This is a genomic window from Streptosporangium nanhuense (genome assembly GCF_059358815.1).
The window spans coordinates 1-1,271 of record NZ_JCADBG010000101.1; the positions used below are offsets into that span (position 1 = coordinate 1).

Genomic DNA, 1,271 nt, shown 5'->3' on the forward strand with positions numbered 1-1,271 from the left:
CGCGAAGCTTCGAACCGCTCATCGGCCAACCACTCCTGCAACAGCCCCAGCACCCCGGCCGTCACCTCGTGCGTCGACTCCAGCACCCTCCCGGCGTCGGCCGATCCCACGGTGACCATCACCACGCCCGGCACCGGATCGAGTGAGGCGAGATCCCCGCTCAGCTCGACCACGCTCGCGTCGACCCCCGCGCCCGCCACCTGCGGCAGCGCGACCCAGTCCAGCCCGAACAGCGAATCCCGTTCCACCCCACGACCACCACCGGCGCCGACGAGCTGATCGGGAGCGAACGGGCGCAACACCAACGACCGCGCCGCCAGCACCGCCTCCCCGGCCGCATCCACCGCACTCAACGACACCGCGTCCTGCCCCACCTTGGCCAGCCGCACCCGCAACAGCGAGGCACCACCGGCGTGCAGGCACACCTCTCCCCACGAGAACGGCAACCGCGTCCCCGCCGCCACATCCAGCCCCACGAACGCCACCGCATGCAACGCCGCATCCAACAACGCCGGATGCACCCCGAACGAACCCGCGCTCGAGGCCACCTCCTCAGGCAGCGCCACCTCGGCGAACACCTCACCGCCGACGCCGTGCCAGGCCGCCCGCAACCCCCGAAACACCTGGCCGTAGACGAGCAAACCTTCGGCCATCTGGTCATGGAAACCATCCAGCTCGATCGCGACCGCGCCGGCCGGAGGCCACACGGTCGTATCGAACGACGCGACGGTCCGTCCGCCCGGCGCCAGGGTGCCGGTCGCGTGCCGCACCCACGGCACCTCATCGGCGGCGTCCGCCGAACGGCCGTACACGCTCAAGGTCCGGCGACCGCTCTCCTCCGGCGCGCCCACCGCGATCTGGACCACGACCGCCTCGTCCTCGCCCAGCACCAACGGAGCAGCAAGCGTCAGCTCCTCCACCAGGTCGCAGCCGACCTGGTCACCCGCCCGGATCGCCAGCTCCAGGAACCCGGTGCCCGGGAAGACCACCGTCCCGGCCACCGCGTGATCGGCCAGCCACGGATGCGACGCCAATGACAGGCGGCCGGTCAGCAGCACCCCGTCCGAGTCGGCCAGACCCACCGTCGCGCCCAGCAGCGGATGGTCCGTCGCGGCCAGACCCGCCGCGGCCACATTCCCCACCTGAGAACCCGCCCTCGCGGGCCAGAACCACTGGTGCTGGAAGGCGTAGGTGGGCAGATCGACCCGGCGACCGCCCGGCAACACCTGCCGCCAGTCCACCGCCACCCCGTGTACGTGCAGCTCGGCCAG

At 71.9% G+C, this 1,271-nt stretch carries 1 protein-coding gene; it reads right to left on the reverse strand.

Annotated features, from left to right (window positions below; genetic code table 11):
- On the reverse strand, positions 1–1,241 hold a 1,241-nt coding region (locus tag AC5L38_RS44160), incomplete at its 3' end, for a polyketide synthase dehydratase domain-containing protein (RefSeq protein ID WP_495248812.1).
- Positions 1,242–1,271: the final 30 nt, after the last annotated feature.